Genomic DNA, 18,014 nt, shown 5'->3' with positions numbered 1-18,014 from the left:
TCGATGTCCTCATTAACAGTTAGTTAACGAAACGCATCTTCAGACACAAGTCTCTTGAAAAGACCACCCCGCAGTGCGGGATGGGTTCTCTTATATGGTAGCTAGAGGCGGACTTGAACCGCCGACCCCAGCATTATGAGTGCTGTGCTCTAACCGGCTGAGCTATCTAGCCATAAATGAGGCGCGCATTTTGGCGATAGAGGGGCGGGCTGTCAACCCCAAATTCGTGGTTGGCGAGAACTTCAGGGGTGCGGGCGAGGACTGATGCGGGTATGATGCGCACTTTCTTTTTTTGGCCTCCCTCGGCCTTCCACTTTTTAAACAGGTCCACGATGGAATTTCTCGATCTCGCTCCCGTTACCCGCGCCCAGGGCACTGTGCAATTGCCCGGTTCCAAGAGTATCTCCAACCGCACCTTGTTGCTGGCGGCGCTGGCCTCAGGGGAGACGGATATCCGCGATCTGCTGAAATCTGACGATACCGACCGCATGCTGGAAGCCTTGGCGGCTTTGGGCGTGAGTGTGACTAAAACGGGAGAGAACGATTATCGCGTGGTAGGCACCGGCGGTAGCTTTCCTAATAAAGAGGCGGATCTGTTTCTTGGCAACGCCGGTACTGCGTTTCGCCCGCTGACGGCAGCGCTGGCGCTGAGTGGCGGGACTTACAAATTGCACGGCGTTGCGCGTATGCACGAGCGCCCGATTGGCGATCTGGTGGATGCATTGCGTCAAATCGGCGCGGACATTACTTATCTCGGGCAGGAAGGCTTTCCGCCGTTGCTGATCAAGCCCGCGCAAATCGCCGCAAATGGCAGCATCAAAATTCGTGGCGATGTATCCAGCCAGTTCCTTACCGCACTGCTCATGGCATTGCCGATGACCGGCAAGGAAACACAAATCGAATTGGTGAGTGAGCTTATTTCCAAACCCTACATTGAAATCACCCTCAAGTTGATGGCCCAGTTCGGTGTAAACGTAGTGCGCGATGGCTGGGAGCGTTTCACTGTTCCAGCGGCGACCGGTTATGCCAGCCCCGCGACTGTGTATGTAGAAGGCGATGCGTCTTCTGCGTCTTATTTCCTCGCTGCGGGCGCTCTGGGTGCTGGCCCGCTGCGTGTGCAGGGTGTGGGCGCAAAGAGTATCCAGGGCGATGTGGCCTTTGCTGATGCGCTCGCAGAAATTGGTGTGACCATTACCAAGGGCGAAAACTGGATTGAAGCTTCAGCGCCATCGCTGCCACTCAAAGCTTTTGATCGCGATTTCAACCACATCCCCGATGCAGCCATGACGCTCGCCGTAGTTGCGCTCTTTTGCGATGGCCCCTCGCGTTTGACCAATATCGCTAGCTGGCGCGTGAAAGAGACGGATCGTATTTCGGCGATGGCGACTGAGTTGCGCAAACTGGGTGCGATAGTGGAAGAGGGTGAAGATTGGTTGCGCATTACGCCGGTGAAAAATTTAATTCCGAATGCGGCGATTGATACTTATGACGATCACCGTATGGCGATGTGTTTTTCGCTCGCGACTTTTGGCGGCGTACCTGTGCGTATTAATGATCCGAAATGTACAGCCAAAACTTTCCCGACCTACTTTGACGTGTTTGGCTCAGTCGTTAAATAAACAATTTGTTGATTGCTAATTGTTTAGTGCAAAAAAAATGCCGCACATGTTGCGTAATGCTGTTCACTTAAGGATTTGTCGTCACTCTCGCGAACGCGGGAGTCCAGCTTTACGATAACAATCGCGGTTTATGGATCCCCGCTTTCGCGAGGATGACGACTAAACAAAGCTGAAAATAATCTTAAGTAAACAGCATTGCGCATATGTTGCGGCATTTTTCATGGTTTAATTTAAAGAATATTACAACCCTAAATCACTCAAGCCTGGGTGATCATCGGGGCGGCGGCCTTGCGGCCAATGAAATTTCCGCTCGCTTTCTGCAATAGGTAAATCGTTAATGCTTGCGTAACGTTTTTGCATCAAGCCGTTTTCATCAAATTCCCAATTTTCATTTCCGTAGGAGCGAAACCACTGGCCTGCATCGTCGTGCCATTCGTAGGCAAAGCGCACGGCAATGCGGTTACCTTCGTAAGCCCACAGCTCTTTAATTAATCGATATTCTTTTTCTTTCGTCCATTTGCGCGTTAAAAATTCCACAATCTCCGCACGGCCTTTAGGGAATTCATGGCGATTGCGCCATTGGCTGTCAACTGTGTAAGCGAGTGATACTTTGTGCGGATCGCGATTGTTCCAGCCATCTTCGGCGGCGCGCACTTTCTGGATGGCAGTGGCGCGGGTGAAGGGTGGTAATGGTGGGCGTGATTCAGTCATGCGTAATTACCTCTACAAGAAAATTAAAACGACTATTCTGCAAAATGTTGGATGCCGGGCATGCTGACATATCCGGCCAACTGTTCTATTCGCTTCATCCAGCTTTGCACATACACATAAGGTGCAATATCAAACTTGCCTTCATTGACCAATGCGATATAGGGATAGACCGCAATATCGGCAATCGTCAGTGTGTTATTGGCGAGCCACTGATGTGAGCGTAAATGCAAATTTAATACCGATAATAGTTGAGCGGTAATTTGCGTGGCTTCGTCCATATTTATGGCGCGGCCAAATTTGTGATGCAGGCGCATTGCATTGGGGCCGCGCGCTACTTCATTGGCAGCGGTTGAAAGCCAGCTCATCACTTCGGCTGCCTTCGCTGGATCTTGTGGAAACCAGTCATCAGCACCATAAGTGCGCGCGAGGTACGCTAAAATTGCTTGGCTATCGCGCACAACCGTATCGCCATCGGTTAAAACTGGCGTTTGTCCAAAAGGATTCAAACGTAAAAAATCGTCACGTTTGTGTTCGCGTGCAGCACTGTTCAGCAACTTGCTTTGGTATTGCAAACCCAATAGCGATAGCAACAGGCGAACCTTGTGGCAGTTGCCGGATAGGCCAAATTCATAAAGTGTCAGCATGGGTTGTCTTTCCTTTTTTCAGTGACTGATTAATCGGTTGGTTGGTTTTTTAGCAATATTTGCAATTGTGCTTTTAAATTTTCATTCTCGGCAATGATGGGTTCCACATACGCGCGTATTTCATCTTCGCTAAAACGCGGCGTAATGTGCTGTGGACAATTCCAATCAAACGCTTCGATGGTGATTACAATCGCCCGCTCGATGCGAGCGCGATAAGTGGGATCTTCCAGCGCAGCAATAATCTCCGGTTGTTCGCTCTCATGTACAATACGCGCGCGGCCCCAAAGCTTTAACCGGCGGCGCCGTGGATAATCCATAAGTATCATACTGATGCGATCATCTGCATTAATATTGCCCACGCTCAGGTATTGGCGATTGCCGCGAAAATCGGCAAAACCAATGGTGCGCGCATCCAGCACTTTTAAAAAGCCAATCGGGCCACCGCGATGTTGCACATACGGCCAGCCATTTTCCGCTACTGTCGCCTGATAAAAACTGTCGCGCGCCTGAATAAATTGAATTTCAGTTTCTGTTAATTCATTGCGTGGATCATCCGCCAATTCAAAATTGCGATTGCCTTCGCGGGTGCCGTATTGTTCCTGTGTGGCTTTAACGCTTGGTGTGAAGGTGATATCAGAAAATGCGCGCGACATAATTAGCTCCTCCGTTGATAACTCGGATGTTCAACAGCATCGATTTGCGTTTAGTCATTCAGTGCAATTTTGGGGAAGTCAATTTCCACACGGCTGGCTTTGCCCAAAATATTGGTCAGTAAATTCATGCCAACTTGGGTAATTATTTCTACTATCTCTGCATCGGAATAGCCTGCATTGCGCGCTTCAATTATTTCAGCGGTGGTGATGTCGCCCTTGTGCTCGACCAGCGAGCGCGCCAGTTTTACGGCTACGGCTGCTTTGGCATCCTGACTGGTGCCGTTGCGATTAGCTTCAATCTCGGCGCCGTTTAATCCTGCATTTTTACCAATCGCGGTGTGCGCCGATAAACAATATTCGCAGGCGTTTTGTTGCGCTAATGCGAGTGCGATTCGCTCGCGGGTTTGTGCATTCAAACTGCCTTCATTGGCAATTCCGTACAGGCCAAGAAAGGCGCGCAAGGCAGCAGGAGAGTTGGCAAATACGCGCAGGAAATTGGGCACTCTGCCGATTTGCTGCTCGACAGCGCCAAACAGCGCGGCCTGTTCGGCAGAGGCGGTTTGGTTGGTAACGGTGTTGATACGGCTCATGGTGCGTTCCTCGTAAAGTGACTAATAAATCTGTGGAACCCATATTGCCAATTGCCATCAATGTGAAGAATACTCACGTTTATTAATTGATTGTTTTCAAAACTGGAATAATCCATGGATAGACTCACCGAAATGCAGATTTATGTTGCGGTCGCTGAATCCGAAGGATTTGCAGCGGCGGCGCGGCGTTTGGGCATATCGCCGCCAGTTGCCACGCGCGCGGTGGCCGATCTGGAGGCGCGCCTCGGGGTTAGGCTACTGAATCGCACCACGCGTTATGTGCGCGTCACCGACGCCGGGCAGCGCTACCTGGAAGACGCGCGGCGCGTGCTTGTGGCGGCGGATGAAGCAGATGAGGCTGCCATCGGTATCAACACTGAGCCGCGCGGGCATTTGACGGTGACCGCACCGGTGCTGTTCGGGCGCATCTATGTGATGCCGGGCATAGTGGATTATTTGCAGCGTTTTCCGGCGACTGAAGTGTCGGCACTATTTGTGGATCGCGTGGTGAATTTATTGGAAGAGGGCGTGGATGTTGCGCTGCGCATTGGCGAGCTGGGCGATTCCAGTTTTAAAGCGCTGCGTGTCGGCAGTGTGCGCCGGGTGCTCTGTGCCTCACCGGATTACCTTGCCCGCAATGGTTTGCCCGCCAATCCGGAGGCGCTAACCAATCACCCCATTATCGTGGCGACCAATCTGGGTACAAATATCGAGTGGCGTTTTATGCAGGATGACAAGCCATTCACTGTGCGGATCAAGCCGCGTTTAAGTGTGACCAGCAATGATTCTGCGATTGAAGCGGCGGCGCGCGGTTTGGGTATTACCCGCGTAATGTCATATCAGGTTGCACCTGAGTTGGAATCCGGCAAGTTGAAAATTGTGTTGAGTGAATTTGAGCCAGCACCGGTGCCGATTCATATTTTGCATCGCGAAGGCCGTTATGCCGCGACAAAAATTCGCAGCTTTATTGATTTGATGGCCGAACGATTGCGTGCAAATAAATCGCTGAATTGATCTAATGGCGATTAAATTGCAGTGTGTATTTTGCACTTGCACATTATTATCTGGATGAGAGTTTCTATGTCATACCAACAGTTACACCAACATTTTTTAAAAATTTCGCACTTCAATCATTTGGATGCAATTTGCTCCTGGGATCAGGCCGCGGTGATGCCCGACGGCGGCAATGACGCACGCGGTGCGGCTATGGCGGAATTGTCGGTATTAATTCATCAGCTCACCACTGCACCGCAATTGGTGGACTGGATTGCGGCTGCAGAAACGGAAACGCTGGATGCACAACAAACAGTGAGCCTCACTGCGATCAAACGCCGCTGGCAACAGGCAAATCAATTGCCGGAAGACTTGGTGATGGCGCAATCGCTCGCTAATTCGACTTGCGAACATGCATGGCGCGAACAGCGCAAAAATAATGATTGGCAAGGTTTTAAAACCAATTTGGCCAAAGTAGTGGAATTAGCGCGTGAAGAGGCGAAAATTCGTGCGGCGGGCACATCGCTGAGCCGCTACGATGCGATGCTGGATCTTTATGAGCCGGGCATGAACTGTGAAAAATTGGATGTATTGTTCGGTGAGGTCAAAACCTGGCTGCCGGAATTTATCCAGCGCGCAGCGGATATTCAAGCGCGCAAAACGTTCATAATGCCGCAGGGGCCTTTTGCGATTGCGCAGCAAAAAGAATTGGGTATGGCGGTCATGCAATTGCTTGGTTTTGATTTTACCCACGGCCGTTTGGATGTGAGCGCGCATCCATTTTGCGGCGGTGTGCCTACCGATGTGCGTATTACCACGCGCTACGATGAAAGCGATTTTATGAAAGCGCTGTTTGGTGTGATCCACGAAACCGGTCACGCGCGTTACGAACAAAATTTGCCAACGCAGTGGGCGGGTTTACCGGTGGGTGAGGCGCGCTCAATGGGTGTGCATGAATCGCAAAGTTTATTTTTTGAAATGCAATTGGCGCGCTCGCCAGAATTCACCAAATTGTTAGTGCCCATGGCTGCAAAACTGCTCGGGCGCGAGCAGGACGTCGCGTTTACTGAAGCTAATCTCTATGCGGTCAATACACGAATGAAACGCGATTTTATCCGGGTGGATGCCGACGAGCTGACGTATCCTGCGCATGTTATTTTGCGCTACGAAATTGAGCGTGCATTGATTGAAGGCGATATTGAAATTGATGATATTCCAGCACTCTGGAATGAAAAAATGCAGGCTTATTTGGGGTTATCAACTGAAGGCAATTATCGCAACGGTTGTATGCAGGATATCCATTGGGCAGGTGGCTCTTTCGGTTATTTTCCATCCTACACATTGGGCGCAATGTATGCTGCGCAAGAATTTGCTGCGGCAGATCGCGCTATTCCGCAGCTGCGGGAAAAAATCGCTGCGGGTAATTTGAGTGAATTGTTCCAGTGGCTCAAGGATAATATTTGGGCCAAGGGAAGTTTGTTATCGACTGATGAGTTGATGACTGCCGCTACCGGTGAACCACTGAATGCACGTTATTTTAAAGCCCATCTTGAACGCCGTTATTTATCGGCAGAATAGGTTGTGCTGAATATTATTTTTATCTCTGCAGTTGTTGGAATTGATTTATGTTTGTTGGCTTTGATTACGGTACATCCAATTGTGCTATGTCATTTATTGAGAATGGCACGGCGCAATTAATTCCACTCTATGGTGGCGATGCATTTGTGCCTTCGACACTTTATGCGCTGGAGCGCTCATTTATCGCAGAGCTTATTGCAGCGCAGTTGACGGATGAGAGCGACAAGCGCAGCTATGCCCAGAAGCGTGCGGCACTGTTGAGTCAGGCGCGTGCGGGGAAAATCGAACATGATCTCGATCAGGTAGACGAGGGTATTTTTTTTGGTAGTGAGGCAATCGCGCATTACATCAGCGCACCCGGGGAAGGCTATTTTATTAAATCGCCAAAATCTTTTTTAGGCGCAAGCGGCTTGCGCCAGCAGTCGGTCGATTTTTTTGAAGATGTTGTTGCGGCTATGATGCTCAATATTAAAAATCGTGCTGAACAGCATTTGCAAGCAGATATCACCCAGGTGGTAATTGGACGCCCAGTAAATTTCCAAGGTATTAATGCACTAGAGAGCAACCAGCAGGCGCAAACTATTTTGGCAGCGGCGGGCAAGCGTGTCGGCTTCACCGATATCGAATTTTTGTTTGAACCGCTCGCGGCCGGCTTTGATTTTGAAACGCGTCTGACTGAAAACAAAACCGTGTTAGTAGTGGATGTAGGCGGTGGTACTACCGACTGCTCCATGGTGTTGATGGGGCCGCAACATATTCAGCAATTGGATCGTGCGCAGGATTTTTTAGGTCATACTGGTGAGCGTATCGGTGGCAATGATTTTGATATCCAGCTCGCACAAAAAATACTGATGCCGCATTTCGGTATGTTATCGCCATTAAAAACCGGCTTGCCTATGCCCTTGATGCCCTTTGTCAATGCGATGGCAATTAATGATATAGGTGCACAAACCGAATTTTACGATGCCAAAACTGGTTTTTTGCTAGAGCGATTAACGCGTGAAACCAATGAGCTGGAATTGCTGGAGCGCTTTATAAAAATGCGCGAAGGCAGACATAATTTTGCTGTAGTGCGTGAAGCGGAACTGGGGAAAATCGCGCTCTCATCACAAGCACGGCATCGTTTCCCATTGGATTTTATTGAACCAACTTTAGCGCCTGAATGCAGTGCAGGCGATTACGCTGAAGCCAGTGCACAACTCCTGCAAAAAATTGCCGCGTTAATCAGTGAGGCAACCCTACAGGCGGGTATAAAACCGCATGTCGTCTACATCACCGGCGGCAGCGCTAAATCGCCGTTAATCCGCAACCTGATCCGCGAATTATTCGGCGATGAAATCGCGATTGTCGATGGCGATCACTTTGGCAGTGTGGCGGCGGGTTTGGGGGTTTGGGCGAAGCGGGTGTTTGGATAACTAACCCAATAGTGATGGATGCGGAATTTTGCCATCCACTGAAAAATCCTGGCGATAAAATTCAAATCCATCGCTAATGCCCGCGCGCACAAATACACAGGAATCCGTAGTGAAGCGCACGTGCCACAGCTGTTGTTGCGCGGGTTCTTTTTCGGCAAAGGCGAGCGGGGAAAATATCGCGATATTTTTTCCACCTGCAAGCCGCGCTGAAGGATAAATAATAAATTCAGTGCCCTGTTCGCGCAGTTGTTTACCGAGTTGTTGGGTGAACTCCCAGGAGTCGGGGCGGTTAATGTTAGCGCGTGACAATGCGAATGCATCGCTGTGTAAATCCAGTGCCTTTTGGCTAATTAACTTGACTGAAAAAGCGGTGCGCTGATCGCGGATTTGTGCGAGCGGGCCAAGCGTTTTGGGGCCTTGCTGGAATAGCCAAAAATAAACAGCAGTTTCCGCAAAGGCGGTTTTTAATTCGCACGACCCGTAAAAAATGCCGCGCTCCCAAGTGGTGCCAAAACGTGAGCCGTAGCGCAGTGGCGGATAGCGGAAAGGGGTCATCAACAGATAGGAAAGACCTGTGCAATCGGCCGGGATTTTGGGTTTGGATGAATCCAATAATTCTTCCAGGCGGCTCTGCTCGGCAGCGGAGTGGGTGATCGCCATGGTCGCCGCTGTCTCCTGCGTTTCAACCACGCGCCAGCAGCTGCCGATAACATGTGGCGCGAGCAATCCAGCCAGATCCTTCATTGCAATCCTTAGCTTGGGGTTTAAATGCGCCCGCGCATGGCATCGAGATACCAAAGCACACGTGTCAGCCCATCGGCTTTACGGATAAGTTCAGCGGGTGCTTCTTCACCTAAATGATGATTGGGAGTGCTCATCCAATGCTTCATTGCCTCGCTATTGCCACCGAGGATCGAAAACAGTGAGCGATAGACGCGAATTAGCAGCAGCGCCATTTCAAACGGCTTCTGCTCCGGTACGGGTGATGAGCCATTTTTCATACGTGCAACTGTGGACACTGAGACCCCAATCGCCTCGGCTAGCTGCTCGCGGGCAAGTCCCAAGGCGTCAGCGGCGCTAATGACGCTGTCGCCAACAAGGTTGAGGTCTGAGATGGAAACCGCTTTGCTGTGCATGGAATGCGCTCGTATCAAGTGACACTATTGATTATATTGAGTGTCATGTGAAATGCAAGGGTGTTTTTTGAACAGCTAAGAAAAGGGGTATCACGGTTGGTGTTTTAGTACTATGCATACCCGCGCTCGCGGGTATGACATACAAGTGAAGATGTCAGGGTTGTCTTAACCTTGCGGCGGTTGTGTTGCTATAAAGTGAGGATAGTTAAGGGCGCCCGAATAAAATTTTTCCAAATTGTTATAGCTGGAGAAATCAATTTGGTTGCGAAATTTCGCCCAGCCGATAAAGCAGGCGAGTCGTATTTGGGCATCGTTGTAAGGTGCACTGGCCGGCCATTGTTGCTGGTTTAATTCTGCAAGTGTTGACTGGATGCGTGCTGCCTGGCGTTGCAGGTAAGGTACGGCAGTTACATCCACGCCGTCGCGTTTGATAAAAAATAAATTTACCGTTGCATCCATAAGTGTATTGACCAAACACACATCATCCAACTCTTTTGCGCTTTTACAATAATCTTGCCCGGCTTTTTCGCGCAGGTATTTGGTGATCGATGCAGAGTCAGTTAAAAACACATCGCCATCCTCAAGAAAAGGAACCCGTTGCGTGGGTGACTTTGCCGTGCTGCCTGCTTGGTCGGTCTCGATAAATTCACAAGGCTGCGCTGTTTCCAATAACACCACTCGCACATGGCGAACAAAAGGCGATGTGTAGCTGCCGTAAAGTTTCATAGCATTTTCTCTGGATTATTTATTGGGCTTTAGGTGGATATTTAAATGCTTGGCGCGCGAGTAGTTTCCAATCGCCTGCTTGTTTTTGCCACACCAGTAATACACCCAAATGAATGGTGTTGGGTACACCACCATCTTTAATATCCGCATTCAGGTTGTGGCGCACCAGCGCAACATCACCTGAAATGCTGATGGTTTGGTCCGTCAATTCCATGGTGACGAAATCGGATTTGCCGCTGGCAATTTTTTCAACAAATGCTGCTTGGTCTTCTATATTGCCGCTTGAGTGACCATAGCTGAGTTGTGGTGCAGACAATGCGCGCAGGGCTTTACCGTCACCGTCAACCATGGCCAGACGTAACTGCTCGACTTTGTTTGTAAGTAGTTCCGTTTCGGAGCTATCTGCCATCGCGCTGTTGGTTATTGCTGTGGTGCTTATGCAAAGGCTGGTGATGAATATAAGTTTTTTGATAACCGGGTGGTTTAAGTAAGCGTGGATCATGGAGTAAACCCTGTTCTGGTGTGAGTGAAGCGACCGAGTTAACGTTCTTATAATGGGGCTGATTCTAGCGGTTAGCGGGGTGATTTGTGCATATCAATTATGTAAAAGCATGCTGATAGCCCATCTGGATATTCCAACACGGTTTTTGACAATATTGATTATTCTCGCGACACTTAGTGTGAATCCTATCACGCGTCACTATGAAAATTGCTACAGGGTTAGTTAATTGGTTAAGGGAGTTGCAACATGCCGGAACCTGGAACATCAAAATCACCCTTCAAATCCACTCTCGCCGAGCGTTTACAGCACGTTGTTGACAATCGGCGTGGTGTCCAGAAAGCAGTCCCTATCGATCTCGGACGCTATCTTAATGAATCCCAGTTGCTCGCTTTACATAGCCTGGAGAGTTTTGGCTGGCATCTGTGGTTTGTGCGTCGGCCATTGTTTATGCAGCCGATAGTGATGGTCGCTAATTCGGAATCAACCCAGCATGCACAGCTGGAGGAAGATGGCTCGGTAAATCTAAAACCACAACTGCACTTACGGCATTAATTTTTTGTGGCCTAAATTGTTCAGGCGGGATTCAGTGGTTCAGCTCTAGCATTAACATCGTATACTTCTACGGAGCTGTGCCATGATAAAAATCCTGCCCGCTGCAATTTTATTTTCCTTTTCTGTTTTCTTGTCCGGCTGTGGCAGTGACACTGTTGCGGTTGATGATCCCCATGAAGACTATGTTCCTGAATTGTATGCTTACGATATTGTCGATAGCTACAACACAGACACGGCTACTCCTCAGCATCCGGCGCTCGCATTTAATCCTTTCATTAATGATGGACGCTACAAAATTTTTTGGGATGTGAATAGCTTGGAAGACTATCAGGTATCTTTAAGAATTAACGATAGGGCGTCTATTAATGGCAGTTTGTTAATTCATTCGCAGCGGTGCGGAGCGGGGCGCGCTTGCGATCAATCGGGCAATTGGGTATGTGAATATGCAAATGATTTTTATATGTCCTGCGATGGATTTGTGCATGAGACAGATATTTATCCGCTGATTGATCAAATTCCGCAAAAAGTGTACATGTTTATCGAAGTCTGCGATTCCAATTCCGGCTATTGCGAATTTGACTACTATCCCGTCACTCTCGAATAGAATGAAGAGATAATTGTGTGCCAATAAATTTTTGTTCAGACGCAGGGAAGCGCTGGATAAATCTGCTTAATTTCATCATGCTGCCAAGGTCTTTAGTCAATCAGCTTGCGCAGCCCTTCCTATGATCAGTGATCTCTCGTTTTACCTGCTCGCCATTCCCGTAGTGGTTTTAGTCGGCATGTCCAAAGGTGGTTTTGGCGGCGGCTTTGGCACGCTCGCCGTACCGCTGCTATCGCTGATGATCGATCCCCGTCTTGCTGCTGCGATTTTATTGCCGATTTTGTGCAGTATGGATGCGTTCAGCCTGTGGAGCTTTCGCGGCACCTGGGACAAGCTCAACCTAAAAATTTTATTACCCGGTGCATTGCTGGGTACTATTGCAGGGGCGTTGACATTTGAAATGACCAATGCTGATTGGGTGCGCGTGATAATAGGTCTTTTATCGATTTATTTTGTTGCGCATTATTTATGGGGTAAACATTTTTTAGAACGGTTGGAGCAGCGGCGGCCCAACAAAATCGCAGGCAGTTTTTGGGGCAGCATTGCCGGTTATGTCAGTTACATTGCACATGCGGGCGGACCGCCAATTGCGATCTATTTATTGCCGCAACATTTATCCAAATCCGTATTGGCGGGCACTACGATTTTATTTTTTGCCATCATCAATTTTATAAAACTGATTCCTTATGTCTGGCTCGGTCAGATCAGTGGAGGGTCATTTTTCACATCGCTTGCGTTGTTACCACTTGCTCCTTTTGGTGTCTGGCTCGGTGTTTATTTACATCATCGCGTATCTGACCGTATTTTTTATTGGATCAGTTATGGGTTTTTATTGTTGGCGGGGATCAAGTTGACCTACGAGGGCGCATGGGGATTATGGGGATAAATTGCTCTGGCTGGTATTTATTGATGAATTGGGTATGATTCGCCCGCGAGTGAGTGTGGTTAGAGCAAAAAAACAACTGAATTAAGAAGGAAAATGGAATATGCGAGTGATAATAACGGCCGGGTTGCTAACCTTACCTGTTACTGCTTTAGCGGTTAATACTGAGCCTGCCGGCTTTTATGCGGGTATTGGTGTAAGCCAAATTGATTATTCAGGCAAGGCACATGCATCTATAAGTGAAAAGCCGGACTGGACTGCATTGGAACTTTCTGGTGGTTACAAACACAACCCTTTTGTTGGGGTCGAGTCTCGAATTGGTGTGGGCGGTTCGCCCGAGCTTTTATACGGTGGGCTTTACTATCGTACTGAAAGTGCAAATGACACCGCCAAAACCTATCTGTTATTAGGCTTCGCCGGGGCAAATATTAAAGCCAAAACGGGCAGTGATCTGTCTTTGGCTGGGCCTTCTTATGGCGCAGGTGTTGGTTTTCCTGTGAGCAGAAACTTCAATTTTAATCTTGAGTACCGTGTGGTCGTGGATGATAGCGATGAGCATGTAAACCTTAATGCTTTCACTGCCAGCTTGGATTATCGTTTCTCTGGATTCTCTGGTGGAAGATCCTCAAGCTCTGACTCTGGTTCCAGCTCCCAATATATCAACCCACAAGACCGCGGTTTTTATGCGGGACTCGGAATTGCCAAAATCGATTTGAAAGTCGATGAGCCTGGTTATGAAGGTGATGACGAAGAAATGGAGGAGGATGAGGGAGGGGGTGAACCTTCCTGGAATGCCGTTGAATTAATTGGTGGTTATAGCCACAGTCCATGGGCCACCGTTGAGATGCGATTGGGGACCACCGACAACGCCGGTGAAGAGGGTGTTGACCTGACATTAAATTATGCGTCGCTCTACTATCGCCCTAGCATCAGTTTCAGCCAGATAGAGTTGTATGGACTGGTTGGCTTTTCATCTGTACGCCTCAAATTTGAGGAAGACGCGTATTACGATGATGAGGAATTGATTGAGGGCGAAACAGAAAGCTTCAGTTTTTCAGGCGCGTCTGTGGGTGCAGGTGTGAGCGCATCGATTACCGAGCAGCTGAGTGCTGGGCTTGAATACCGTTTGCTGGTGCGCGATGACTTGAAAGGCGAAGTTGACGAAGAGGACGAGACATGGGATTTCACTGCCGTGTCAGCTAACGTTAATTACCGCTTTTAATCTGTGTTACCGGCACAGGGATGTGTGCCGGTGTGGATTTCCGTTAAGCGCCTGCACTTGCAGTTGTTGATTCAGGAGTGCTGCTGGGCGTGCTGCTATCACTCGATGTGCTACTGCTGGTTTGCAGTGTGCAGTACTGAATAATTTTCTCTTCTATTTTTGCTGCAGCACTGGATGTTTTTTGCTGTTGCTTCCAAAACTTACACTCCACGCTGCGCTCTTTAATTGCCGTTAATTTGGCGAGCCTATCGGCTTCAGCTTTATCTGCAAGTTGCTGTTCGCGGCGTGCTTCAGCCTCCTCGTAAAAAGATTCGGCATTGGCAATGCTGGTTTCTGCATCGGCGCTGGATGGGGCGGGAGATTCTACCTCCGCAACAGGTGTAGCTTGAGCGGGTTGTGTGTAAGTGGGTGGGATTGCAGCGTCAGGCCGGCTGGTGAGGAGGTAAACTGAAATACCTCCCAGTACAAATAAGGCCGCACCGCCAATCATCATTTTCACATGTTGCTCCATTGCCTTTTTCTCCTATGGGCACGAACCAATCTATCTATTCACAAAACATTCCGGCGGCGATACTACCGACTTGCGTCACAAATTACAAAAATATGCGCCAAACTTGAGTCTTGCTGCTCTGGCTCTATCCGATCAGATTTGCGGTTATTAATACTCAGCGGTCAGTAGCTGTTGATAGCGTCTGGTTCAAATCAGACAGGTCCAGCTTCACTATGCGGCGGCCACAGGCGTCGGCCTGGCTGCAATCCAGATTGGAATTGATCAATACGCGGCTGTTGTCAACTTTCAGCTGTTGCACCAAAAATTGTTTGGCGTTGATGCTGCGCTGCGCTGCCAATTGGATCAGTGCTTCCGGCGCGATTACGACGGTTTGCAGCCATTGCTCATGCACCTGTACCGGGTTTAGTCCTGTATCACTTTTCAAACCCAGTTTGCGATACTCCGCCAGCACCGCTTTTTGCCAGCGCTCGTTTTGGGCCTTGATGTCTTTATTTTCCAAACCATGCTCTTCCAGTAAAACCTGCTTGACCTGTGCCAGGCGCAAACCGCGCAGATCGGTATTTTGGTCATAGCTTCCACGCAGTTCGATGCGCAGCTCCGGGCGTTTTTTCAGCGCTTGTTGCAGCGCGTTGAGTTTGCGTGTGGCAGTGGTGAGCAATTGCGATGAGCCGGAATTAAACGGCAGGTAGCCGAGATCCTCTTTACTGCCAACCAATTTGGCGAGCAAGGTAAACGGGGATTTCACAATTTTGACCAGTGAATTGCGCACCGCTTGGCGGATGACTTTGCCGATATCAAACCCCGGGTCATTCTGGTTGCCGCGCACACCTATATCCAAAGTGGCGAGACCGTTTTCATCGGTTAATAGCGCCAGCGCCAAACGCAGGGGGACGTCCATCGCTTTTGCGTCGTCTACCCGTTCACCCAATTGCAGTTGGTCCATCTCGATATGGTTGTCGCCCTGGATCAGGCCTTTGTTCAGACGGTAGTGCAAGTTGGCAGTGAGCAGGCCGCGCTCAATGCGCCAGCCAGCGTAGGTACTGGAATAACCGCTAAAGCCGCCAAGGTCGAGGTTTTCAAAATCGAGCCGTGCATCCAGCAAAGGTTGGGTGAGGAAGGGTTGGGTTTTGCCCTGCAAGTTGACCGGTGCGTAGCCGTCCACATCGCCGTGGAATTTGAACAGCGCGGGTTTGCTGGTATCCGATGAGAGGCCGGTCATCGTACCGCTAAAGTTTTGCACGGCTGCCGTAAAGTTAGGCGTGAGGGTTTCATCGTTGAAGCGGAACGAGGCTTTATCCAGCACAAATTTGTGCAGGTTGAAATGCCAGGGCGCAGCGGGTTCACGGGCACGGGTTAGTGAATCGATTGATGAATGGATTGATCCATTTTGCGCAGCGACATCGGGCGTTGCGGTAGTGTTGGGCGGTTCGGGAAAGAGCGCCTGCAAATTGGTTTTACCTTCTTTGGTGATCACAAAACGGCTGTCGAATCCGCTTAATTCCAGCAATGGGACTTCCACTTGCTGAGTGGTTAAATCCAACTGGGCGTCGCTCCATTTCAAACTGCTCCAGGTCAGCAGCTCCTGTGCCGCAGCGGTTGGTCGCAGCTTGATATCGGTAATGGAGCCGCTGCTCTTAATTTGGGTGGGGGTCGCATCGCGTACCTGCACATCGGCCTTGGTATGCAATTGCCCGTTAACGATATCGACGCGCACATAGGGGGTGAGTAATGGCTGGGCAATGGCGGCGGGCAGGGCAGTCAGTTCGGTTGCAAATTGGCCGTCTCGGCTGGCGAGGTTGAATTCTCCTGCGAGGTCGAGCTGGGCGCTCTCGTCGATACTGGTAGCGAGCTGGATGGTCATTGCGCTGGCGCCGCTCGTATCGATATTGGCAGCGGTCAGGTTTAACTGGCGCGCCTTGAACAGGTGCTGATCCAGATCGCCAGCGCGCCAATCGACGGCCGCATCATTGAGTGCGAATTTGTTAACCATAACTACCCAAGGTGTGTTGCTGGCATCAACCGCCGGTGCATCGCCCGCCATACTTTTGAGGATAAAGGCGCGCGCCAAGCCGGTGTTCCCTCCTTGGCTCCAGCTGGATAGCTGCAATCCGTTGACCTGCACATCGGCTACGGCCAGTTGTTGGGTTTGGCTGGCGGCGCTAATCCCGCTCAGTTTCAATTCGCCTAGGCTCATTTCAACATCGCGTGCGCTAGCTTTACCGCTGCGCAATTTGCTATTTGCCATAACCAGTTGACCTTGTTCCAGCGACCAGATGAGGTCTTTTTTCCAGCGCAATTGATACTGGCCTTCGAGGTTGAGATGCGCCTTTTGCAGGGTGAAATTGAGCTGCGATTTAAAATATTTCCACACCGGTTGCAGGTTGATATTGTTGAGCGCCAATTCACCCTGGCTGCGTGCGCCCTTGATCGATAAATTACCCTTCCAGATCAGTTCACCGCCATCTCCCATTGCCGCCTGCAATTGATACGGCTGGTTCTCGTCAGCGAGCGTGGAAAAGTTTTGCAATTCAAACTGGATATTATCGAGGCTGGTGTGAAACGGCTCCGCGCTAGTGCTATCGGTAAATTGCAGTGACTCTATCGTCACCCGGGTGTGGTTGATGATCAGCGCCGGCAGCTCACTCTCATCGGTAACGGGCGCAGGTGTTGGATTTGCAGCTGCTTGGGCGGCGCGATATTGGCGGATATCATCAAAGTTCCAGGTGTGGTTGGCCAGCTTTTGCGGATGCAGCCAAAGCCCATCCAGCTCCACTTCATCCAGCGTGGGTGCGAAATGAATCATCGTTTGAAGCAGCGACAGGTCGATATGGATGCGGCGCGCTGACCAGAGCGGGTTGCCATCGGAGTTATTGTCTTGGATGTTGCGCGCAGTTATCGCAAGGGTAAACGGATTAAAATGGATCAGGTCGTAATGCAGTATGCGCCCGATCTGTTGTTGGTAAATAGCACCCGCGCCCCAATTAAGCAGTGGCAACACCACCAGTATGCAAACGACGAGATAAATTGCGTAGACGCGAAATAGTAATGTTACCGCGCGCTGCTGCCAAAGTTGCATCAGCAATGCCCCAACGGACGCTTTCATTGTGTCTCCTTGTTGTGACTCAAGTGCGGTAACTCAAATACAGTAACTCAAATGTTTACCATGATGGATAGGGTGCGAGGGCTGTGATTAAAGGTAGCACAAGGTGTAGTTGTTATGACCTCGGCTAGTTGGCGGAGTTGCCAGTTTGTGTGCTGTAGCTATACAAAATAAGCCAAAAAAAAGCAGCAAGTTAAACTGCTCGCTGCTTTTTTATCCGGAACCTGGATTCTTCACACCTTTTTTACAAATTCCGATTTCAGCATCATCGCGCCTATGCCGTCGATTTTGCAGTCGATATCGTGATCACCATCCACCAGACGATTGATCTTTACTTTGGTGCCGACTTTTAAGGTCGAAGATGAGCCTTTTACTTTTAAGTCTTTAATCAGCGTAACAAAATCGCCATCGGCTAATAAATTGCCATTGGCATCGCGCACGATTAATACATCGTCGCCCGCCGCCTCTGCTGCAGCTTTTGGCCATTCGTGTGCGCACTCGGGGCAGATAAATAATTCGCCATCTTCATAGGTGTATTCGGAATTGCATTTGGGGCAAGTGGGAAGTGTGCTCAT

The 18,014-nt window shown here is 49.7% G+C and carries 19 protein-coding genes and 1 tRNA gene; 8 read left to right on the top strand and 12 right to left on the bottom strand.

All coding sequences use genetic code 11. The annotated features are described in order from the left end of the window. Window positions 1-95: 95 nt before the first annotated feature. Window positions 96-172, bottom strand: a tRNA-Met gene (locus J2X05_RS12640). A gap of 160 nt (window positions 173-332) precedes the next feature. On the opposite strand from J2X05_RS12640, the gene aroA reads away from it, so the two are divergent. Continuing rightward, window positions 333-1,619 (top strand): 3-phosphoshikimate 1-carboxyvinyltransferase, encoded by a 1,287-nt coding sequence (aroA, locus tag J2X05_RS12635; RefSeq protein WP_310072964.1) that lies wholly within the window; start codon window positions 333-335, stop codon window positions 1,617-1,619. A 240-nt stretch (window positions 1,620-1,859) separates the two neighbouring features. On the opposite strand, the gene J2X05_RS12630 is transcribed toward aroA, so the two are convergent. From J2X05_RS12630 to J2X05_RS12615, 4 genes are read right to left on the bottom strand one after another with little or no spacing between them, the layout of a single operon-like run. Next, window positions 1,860-2,330 carry a nuclear transport factor 2 family protein gene (locus tag J2X05_RS12630; protein ID WP_310072963.1) on the bottom strand — a complete coding sequence of 157 codons (471 nt, stop codon included), beginning with the start codon at window positions 2,328-2,330 and terminating at the stop codon, window positions 1,860-1,862. Between the two features lie 32 nt (window positions 2,331-2,362). Then, window positions 2,363-2,974: a glutathione S-transferase family protein gene (locus J2X05_RS12625; RefSeq protein ID WP_310072962.1), complete on the bottom strand. Its 612-nt coding sequence runs from the start codon at window positions 2,972-2,974 to the stop codon at window positions 2,363-2,365. A 29-nt stretch (window positions 2,975-3,003) separates the two neighbouring features. Beyond that, the gene (locus J2X05_RS12620) at window positions 3,004-3,627 is read right to left on the bottom strand and encodes a pyridoxamine 5'-phosphate oxidase family protein (protein WP_310072960.1); all 624 of its coding nucleotides are present in this window, start codon (window positions 3,625-3,627) and stop codon (window positions 3,004-3,006) included. Between the two features lie 50 nt (window positions 3,628-3,677). Next, window positions 3,678-4,217 carry a carboxymuconolactone decarboxylase family protein gene (locus J2X05_RS12615; RefSeq protein ID WP_310072958.1) on the bottom strand — a complete coding sequence of 180 codons (540 nt, stop codon included), beginning with the start codon at window positions 4,215-4,217 and terminating at the stop codon, window positions 3,678-3,680. A gap of 114 nt (window positions 4,218-4,331) precedes the next feature. On the opposite strand from J2X05_RS12615, the gene J2X05_RS12610 reads away from it, so the two are divergent. The 3 genes from J2X05_RS12610 (at window position 4,332) to yegD (ending at window position 8,203) form a co-directional block, all read left to right on the top strand. After that, a complete protein-coding gene (locus J2X05_RS12610) occupies window positions 4,332-5,231 on the top strand; it encodes a LysR family transcriptional regulator (protein WP_310072956.1) in 900 nt (299 codons plus the stop codon). 66 nt (window positions 5,232-5,297) lie between these two features. Continuing rightward, window positions 5,298-6,788 (top strand): carboxypeptidase M32, encoded by a 1,491-nt coding sequence (locus J2X05_RS12605; RefSeq protein WP_310072954.1) that lies wholly within the window; start codon window positions 5,298-5,300, stop codon window positions 6,786-6,788. A gap of 47 nt (window positions 6,789-6,835) precedes the next feature. Then, window positions 6,836-8,203 (top strand): molecular chaperone, encoded by a 1,368-nt coding sequence (yegD, locus tag J2X05_RS12600; protein ID WP_310072952.1) that lies wholly within the window; start codon window positions 6,836-6,838, stop codon window positions 8,201-8,203. Here yegD and J2X05_RS12595 read toward each other — a convergent pair whose 3' ends face one another. The 4 genes from J2X05_RS12595 to J2X05_RS12580 form a co-directional block, all read right to left on the bottom strand. Continuing rightward, entirely contained in the window at window positions 8,204-8,947 is a 744-nt protein-coding gene (locus J2X05_RS12595) for an RES family NAD+ phosphorylase (RefSeq protein WP_310072950.1), read from the bottom strand. It lies immediately after the preceding gene. Window positions 8,948-8,967: 20 nt separating this feature from the next. Then, a complete protein-coding gene (locus tag J2X05_RS12590) occupies window positions 8,968-9,339 on the bottom strand; it encodes an antitoxin Xre/MbcA/ParS toxin-binding domain-containing protein (protein ID WP_310072948.1) in 372 nt (123 codons plus the stop codon). 165 nt (window positions 9,340-9,504) lie between these two features. Then, on the bottom strand, window positions 9,505-10,065 hold the full coding sequence (locus J2X05_RS12585) for a glutathione S-transferase family protein (RefSeq protein ID WP_310072947.1): 561 nt from the start codon (window positions 10,063-10,065) through the stop codon (window positions 9,505-9,507). A 19-nt stretch (window positions 10,066-10,084) separates the two neighbouring features. Then, the gene (locus J2X05_RS12580) at window positions 10,085-10,567 is read right to left on the bottom strand and encodes a nuclear transport factor 2 family protein (protein WP_310072946.1); all 483 of its coding nucleotides are present in this window, start codon (window positions 10,565-10,567) and stop codon (window positions 10,085-10,087) included. Window positions 10,568-10,813: 246 nt separating this feature from the next. Here J2X05_RS12580 and J2X05_RS12575 point away from each other — a divergent pair, with 246 nt between their 5' ends. From J2X05_RS12575 to J2X05_RS12560, 4 genes are all read left to right on the top strand, one after another. Then, entirely contained in the window at window positions 10,814-11,119 is a 306-nt protein-coding gene (locus tag J2X05_RS12575) for a hypothetical protein (RefSeq protein WP_310072944.1), read from the top strand. 82 nt (window positions 11,120-11,201) lie between these two features. Beyond that, window positions 11,202-11,723 carry a hypothetical protein gene (locus J2X05_RS12570; RefSeq protein WP_310072941.1) on the top strand — a complete coding sequence of 174 codons (522 nt, stop codon included), beginning with the start codon at window positions 11,202-11,204 and terminating at the stop codon, window positions 11,721-11,723. A gap of 121 nt (window positions 11,724-11,844) precedes the next feature. After that, window positions 11,845-12,609, top strand: coding sequence for a sulfite exporter TauE/SafE family protein (locus J2X05_RS12565; RefSeq protein ID WP_310072940.1), 765 nt, complete (start codon window positions 11,845-11,847; stop codon window positions 12,607-12,609). Window positions 12,610-12,709: 100 nt separating this feature from the next. Next, window positions 12,710-13,828: an outer membrane beta-barrel protein gene (locus J2X05_RS12560; RefSeq protein ID WP_310072938.1), complete on the top strand. Its 1,119-nt coding sequence runs from the start codon at window positions 12,710-12,712 to the stop codon at window positions 13,826-13,828. A 43-nt stretch (window positions 13,829-13,871) separates the two neighbouring features. Here the strand turns inward: J2X05_RS12560 and J2X05_RS12555 are convergent, their stop codons facing one another. The 3 genes from J2X05_RS12555 to J2X05_RS12545 form a co-directional block, all read right to left on the bottom strand. Then, the gene (locus J2X05_RS12555; protein ID WP_310072936.1) at window positions 13,872-14,327 is read right to left on the bottom strand and encodes a hypothetical protein; all 456 of its coding nucleotides are present in this window, start codon (window positions 14,325-14,327) and stop codon (window positions 13,872-13,874) included. Between the two features lie 166 nt (window positions 14,328-14,493). Further along, entirely contained in the window at window positions 14,494-17,442 is a 2,949-nt protein-coding gene (locus J2X05_RS12550) for a DUF748 domain-containing protein (RefSeq protein WP_310072934.1), read from the bottom strand. A gap of 230 nt (window positions 17,443-17,672) precedes the next feature. Next, window positions 17,673-18,014 (bottom strand): zinc ribbon domain-containing protein YjdM, encoded by a 342-nt coding sequence (locus J2X05_RS12545; protein WP_310072932.1) that lies wholly within the window; start codon window positions 18,012-18,014, stop codon window positions 17,673-17,675.

It is taken from the genome of Cellvibrio fibrivorans (assembly GCF_031457055.1).
Taxonomy (GTDB): Bacteria; Pseudomonadota; Gammaproteobacteria; order Pseudomonadales; family Cellvibrionaceae; genus Cellvibrio; species Cellvibrio fibrivorans.
Note: the sequence above shows the minus strand (reverse complement) of the source record. Positions and strands in the feature narration are given on the sequence as shown.